The sequence below is a fragment of the Butyrivibrio sp. INlla18 genome (genome assembly GCF_900103635.1).
Classification (GTDB): Bacteria; Bacillota; Clostridia; order Lachnospirales; family Lachnospiraceae; genus Butyrivibrio.
The window spans coordinates 106,915-113,188 of sequence record NZ_FMXK01000014.1; the positions used below are offsets into that span (position 1 = coordinate 106,915).

Genomic DNA, 6,274 nt, shown 5'->3' on the forward strand with positions numbered 1-6,274 from the left:
CTTACATAAATAATACCATAGCTACACGGAATTATCCTATACATCACTTGCTAAAAACTCCTATAATAAATACACCAATAGTAACAACTCCAATACCAAACAATTGACCGAAATTTAACACTTCCTTAAAAATAACTAGGCCAATCAAAACTATCGCAATACTGTTAGCAGCTGCTACAATTGGCATTGCGAGACTAATTTGCATTTGGGAAATAACCACTGTATACATTAAAAAAGATATTCCATAGCATAGTATACCCAATATGAGAGTAGGAGTTACTTTCATAAAACCAAGTTCTAACAATACTCTGCCTTTACCATTTGCTCCCATTTTAATCAATGTCATGCCAACCAAAGTAAACGCTAAATATACTGCCAAAAAGACAATATCTCGAAATTTCAACATATTCCCACCTTACTTCTTGGTATATTCTCTTCTCATCACACGATTCTTAACTCTCTTATAAAATTCCCATGTTAAGTCATGCTTTTTAAATTCAGAAAAAATATTCTGTCCTGTTGTATAAAATTTCCATTTGAAATTCTTTAATGGATTATTTAGATACAACACTTTTATTGCATCGCAATTGTTCTTCAGGAAGCCATCATCAATGATATATTCGCATCTTTTACAGATTTCTGGTAAATCCTGAAATCTACGTTCTCTATTGGCTTTAATAATACTCTGGTACTTTTCACCCTCAAGAATCTCTTTAATACTCTTCTCAAAGGCATTTCCAAGAATGCATCCTCTAGACTGATCAACTGCACATATAGTTACATCACCATTAGCATAAATCATAAAGTCTTCCATCAGTCTCTCACATCTGCCAAGCTTGTTTTTAGTAACATCGTGCCACTCCAAAAGTCTCTTTAAATGAATAAGTACTTCATGACCATTATCCTTCCAATACTTAATAAACTCACTCACATGCTCTTCAGAGTCTTCTGTAACAATATATGGTATGCGTACTTCTGTTTTCTTTCCTAGTTCATCTCTTCTCTTAAGAAGATATTTAATATTTTCTATAACTCGGTTCATAGTTCCTTCGGGATCTGCTAAACCATATCCTTGGAATTTTTCATATACCTTTGCATCTACGCCATTTAAGCTGATCGTGATATAACTAATATCACATTCAAGTAACTGATCAACTTTATCTGGAGTTAAGAAAAATCCATTTGTAATAAAACCAACAAAAGGAAATTTAGACTTAGCATAGGCTACTGCTTTTACAATATCCTTATGCATCAAAGGCTCGCCAACACCACTTAATGACACCATAAAAATCTTGCCACCAGGTAATTCATCCCTTTCTAACTGGTCAATAATGTCATAAAACTTATCAATAGGGAAATCATTATAATTTCTATGATTTTTAATCTCACAAAATTTGCATTGAAAATTACATCTATCACTCATTTCTATCTGTACGTGATTCATTTTACTAATTCTCCATTCTTTATTTAGATCAAGTTGTTACATACAACACTGTCTCCGGATAGCTATTACTATGATGTCTAACATATAGTTTATATTCTGGCACCATTTCATGAATTACTAATTGGATATTCATCATATCACCATCACTATGATAAATACAAATCACTAACTTTGGCTTATTTTTCTTAATTATATGTGCAGCTCCCAAAATCGCATTTTTCTCAGCACCTTCTATGTCCATTTTTATGAAAGTGGCATCCACTTCACCCAAAAATACATTTAAGCAACCAAGATATATTATCACATTTTCAAACACGAATCAAAATCAAAAAAACTTACCATTTTAAATCTTTTTTCAGCAATCTGCTAAGTAATCTATATCCATAAACCGCGTAAGGCCAAACAGGTGTTTGGTACAATTTACATGCCACATATGCCTTGACTAAACATTTTCTTTTAACCACATAATCCAGTGATAAATAGCTGTTTTCACCAAGCGCCGAAAATTCCTCTTTCAAAAATAATAATGTGTTCTCATAAACTGTTTTTGCGTTTTCACCTGCCCTATAATCATTATAATTTATAGAAAATGCTAGGCCGACATGAATATAAGCTAATAACGCTATCACATCCCAACAATACTTATTAGTAATAACATCTTGTTCTTCAAAATACTTTTTTAATTTAATAACTGCTAATTTTGCTTCCTCTAGTTCTTTACTTCCAATCTTCTTGGTAACAGACCCCGCCACGTCGTGATAGTTATACTCTGCAGTCTGAACAAATGCCACACCATCAATGTTAGGAATAACACTAGCAAAAAAAATAGCATCTTCCATAACTCTTGGTGACTCCTGCAATTTTATCCTCTGTTCTATTTTTTTTAATCTAAATATTTTATTCCAATATGCCGGATTAACTGCAATAAGTTGACCTCTTTCCTTTGGATTTTTTACAAAATCCAAATAATCCTGCTTCATGAAATTCATCTGGACATCTCCTATTACATTGCCCATGTCATCAACTTTATTAAATGCACATACAACCATATCTACCACACTACTACCATTTGCTTTAGCTAGCATAGTAGAATACATCGCTCTCTCTATTGTATCATCGGCATCTACAAATCCTACCCATTCGCCATGTGCATTTTCAATTATAAGAGCCCTTGCCAAAAAAGCACCTTGATTTAGGCTAGAAATAACCCTTATATTATCATATTGCCTTTCATATTCTCTCAATATTTCTAAGCTACCATCGGTTGATCCATCATCAATACAAATAATCTCATAATCCTCAAATCCATCTGATTGAATAATGGATTCCAAACACCTTGAAATATACTTTTCTGCATTATGCACAGGAATCCCAATAGTAAGAATCATATTCCTACCTCATTTCTCTTTTACGTTTTTAAATTTAGTTAAATAAACTCCATCATCATTATTCACTTTATATAGTGTTTTATTTTCGATCATGTCACTGAATGCCTCGCCATAATCTACTCGAAATTCAGAGTCTACCACGCATATATATACATAATCATACTTTGATATATCAAGCAGAAACTCATCATATGTCATTTCTCGTTCAAAGTCTTTTTGTTTATGTATTCTGGGCACATACGAAACAATGGTCTGCCCATATTGATCAATAGAAAATAATGAATTCAGTCTTATCGGCGACGCAAGATACATATACGTAATGTAATCATATCCATTATCATAAGCATTTATATAGTACACTTTATCCTTCTCGTTCAGCGCTTTTCTAAAGTTTAATCTATCATCTTTTTGATATTCTATTACATCTTGGCTAAACAATGCATATTGTAACGCATCTAAACCGCCAGCTGTCACTACAATGATTAGAGAAATTATTACCATAGATATTGATAATTTTATATCTTCGAACAGTTCCAACTGATTTAATGTTTCATAAAACATCCATAAATAGCATCCAAGTACAAAGCTACCTAGGTATCTATCCATGCTTTTCAATTTCACAGCTTCATTCGATGGGAGAAAAAACGCATAAGTCATCCAATATCCAATCAAAATGTAAATAGCTGTTAGAATGCCACGTATAATGGCTTTTATATTATTAACTATCCTTAAATTTAATACTCTAAAATAAATGATAAATATAACTACACCAACTAAAAACAACGTTGCCCATGGCTGCTCCCATACAATAAATCTAAAATCATTTCTAGTAAACAATGATTTTAGGTATAGTTTTACTGTTTCATACTGATAACTTTCACCCTTTCCAATAAAAAAATTATATATTTGAGCTACGATTCCCACATACGAAACTCCAGTCTGTGTATCAACAGCAACATCGCCAATATCATCAATTCTTGATTTTAAAAAAAAGCTCCAACTAAGTTTAGAAACAATAAAAGTTCCTATAGATATAAAAAATGGAATAAAGTCGTTAATGCCTTTTCTTTTTTGTGATTTACAAATCATCATCACGACATCAATTGTAATAACTGATGCCCAAAGAGCAGCAACAACAATCATTCCCGCTTCCTTCACCAAAGTGATCATAAATGTAGCAAGCGCTAATTCTACTAATTCAACTTTTCCCTTCTTACTTGCCCACCTAGAAAACGAAACAAAAAAATACCCAGCAAGCACTCCAAATAACACATCAGCGTACAGAGCGTATGGCAAATCACTCTTTCCTAGAGTAAGAACAGGCAAAAAACATATTACTGTCATTGCCATTAAATAATATATTCCTGTTCGTTTTGACTTAATATTCGAAAAACATGCCAAAGCAAATATCGTCTCCAAGATATATTTAGCTAGAAACAGTAAATGCTCATCATATGCTGAATTAATATAAATCACAAAGAGTTGATAAAGTGAATATACAGGTGGATATCTATAATTATATCCAGAGTAAAATTCATGTTGTGGCATTTTACCAAACTGCCACATTCCCTGAACAACAGTAGCCCATTCTGTCATATCGTCCCAAGATCTTACAACAAGTTTCTGCGATAAAACAAAGAAAATACAAATGAGCATTATGAACCTGGATTCTCGGATTAACATGACGAGGTTGGCAATGCCACTCCGAGAGTCCTGTAAATATCTGCCTGCTTGTCCAGAAGCTCACCAATCCTGAGCGCACGCTTTTCGTCCTCATAACACTCAAGGACATCAAGCTTATCAAGCAGCTGTTGCATTGTGTAAGTTTTATATAAATCTGTTTCCTTCATCTTGTGATCAAGGTGGGAAATCAGAATTAGTGCTATAAACTCGTTGAATATTTTGCCATCGAGATTCTTCTCGGACTTGGCGAGAAGCCTTCTCATATTGAGTCTTTCCTTGAGATTGCCAAACGCTTTCTCTACGACATCCTTCATTCTGTATAGATGAAGGGCGGTGAATGCGTCCATCTTCTCGTTGGTGATGATGGCAAAGTATCCTATGTGCTTGCGAGCAGCTTTGATCTCATCTTCTTTGTAGTAGACCTGCCTTCCTCGGACAGGGGTATCCTTTACTTCAAAGAAACGGGCGTAAGCTTTCTTGTGATCCTCAACCGGTTTGCCAGAAAGAAGCTCATTGCAGTAGTCCATGATACGCTTGTCAAAAGCCTGCTCTTCATCAGCACCTCTTTCGATGCTGTAGAAATAGTGGATGTAGATCCGGCGTTTCTCTTCGAGGGTGTCGCCCTTGTATGGCCTGTCCTGAGTATAATTCCACTCAGCGCTGACTGTAAGTCCATAAGTATTAAGGCCTTCGTCGAAGTTGTTGAACATACGGATATCATCATATACATCATCAAGATTCTTCTTGATGAACTTAAGGGAGAGCTTTACTCCTACAAGGAATTTAACGTGCTCCCTGTACAGACCATTGATGTTGTCCTCAGAGTAAAAGCCTCTGTCCATGACAAACTTGGTCTTGCCAAAGCCCAGGATATCCAGATCCTCAAGAAGGTGCTTGACCGTCTTTGAATCAGGGATGTTGCCGGCAAGCTTGCGGTAATAGAACGGAAGACCGGATTTCTCTCCGAACACAAGAAGGAGATTTATCTGAGGAAGCCTGTCGTTTTCCTTGTTCTTGCCCCACTGAGCCTGCTTAAGAGTTTCTGAGTAGCTTGAGAAGCTGGAGCTGTCATAAGCCCAGTACTCATCCTCGACACGTCTCTTGGCCTGTAACCGCAAGAACTTGGCTATCTGATCATCAGTGATGGATGCGAACATCTCACTGCTTCTGGGTGAAGCTATATCTTGTCCATAAGGATGCTTATGGGTAAGATTCCATTTTTCAAACCTGTATAGAGGATTGTTATCCTCAAGTACAAGGTAAAAAGCTACTGACAAAAGCTTTTTGTACATATCCGGAAAGCACTGCTTAAGATCAGCTGTAAGTCCTATCTGATCAGCAAACTGCTCCAGAAGATATGTGGCGCCAAAATAAAGGTGCTTTGTCTCAGTATATGTGACCGGGCCTGTTCTGGCAGGCAAAGCTTTAGGAGTCTTGGACTCGCCTTTCTTTGCGCGTCCTCTGGTAGGGATTATCTCCCCAGAGACTGGGTCAACCTTTCCAATGCAGACACGCTTGGACCTCGACTGCTGTTTCTCCTTGTCCCAGTAATAGGTTGTCTCGTAAGCGTAGGTAATACCGGATCTTTTGTCAGTTTGTGTAATGATTGCCATCGCCCCACCTCGTCATGTTTTCTATAAATATTATAAAACATGACGATGCAAAAATCAAGAGAGAAATAGCAATAAATTCAGTATTTTAGCGGATTTCAGAAATCTGTGACGAGGTTTTCATCGTCACGTTTCCGAGAATCCAGGTT

General features: G+C 36.0%; 6 protein-coding genes. All 6 read right to left on the bottom strand.

The window, feature by feature from the left end:
* Positions 1-43: 43 nt before the first annotated feature.
* Positions 44-406: a DMT family transporter gene (locus BLS24_RS11200; protein WP_091759079.1), complete on the bottom strand. Its 363-nt coding sequence runs from the start codon at positions 404-406 to the stop codon at positions 44-46.
* Between the two features lie 9 nt (positions 407-415).
* Positions 416-1,444, bottom strand: a complete 1,029-nt coding sequence (locus BLS24_RS11205; RefSeq protein ID WP_091759081.1) for a radical SAM/SPASM domain-containing protein — start codon at positions 1,442-1,444, stop codon at positions 416-418.
* Between the two features lie 28 nt (positions 1,445-1,472).
* A complete protein-coding gene (locus BLS24_RS15620) occupies positions 1,473-1,760 on the bottom strand; it encodes an FkbM family methyltransferase (RefSeq protein ID WP_442857226.1) in 288 nt (95 codons plus the stop codon).
* Between the two features lie 19 nt (positions 1,761-1,779).
* The gene (locus BLS24_RS11215; protein ID WP_091759083.1) at positions 1,780-2,832 is read right to left on the bottom strand and encodes a glycosyltransferase family 2 protein; all 1,053 of its coding nucleotides are present in this window, start codon (positions 2,830-2,832) and stop codon (positions 1,780-1,782) included.
* Positions 2,833-2,841: 9 nt separating this feature from the next.
* Entirely contained in the window at positions 2,842-4,428 is a 1,587-nt protein-coding gene (locus tag BLS24_RS11220) for a hypothetical protein (protein WP_143015178.1), read from the bottom strand.
* 80 nt (positions 4,429-4,508) lie between these two features.
* The gene (locus tag BLS24_RS11225) at positions 4,509-6,128 is read right to left on the bottom strand and encodes an IS1634 family transposase (RefSeq protein ID WP_091755420.1); all 1,620 of its coding nucleotides are present in this window, start codon (positions 6,126-6,128) and stop codon (positions 4,509-4,511) included.
* Between the last annotated feature and the right edge of the window lie 146 nt (positions 6,129-6,274).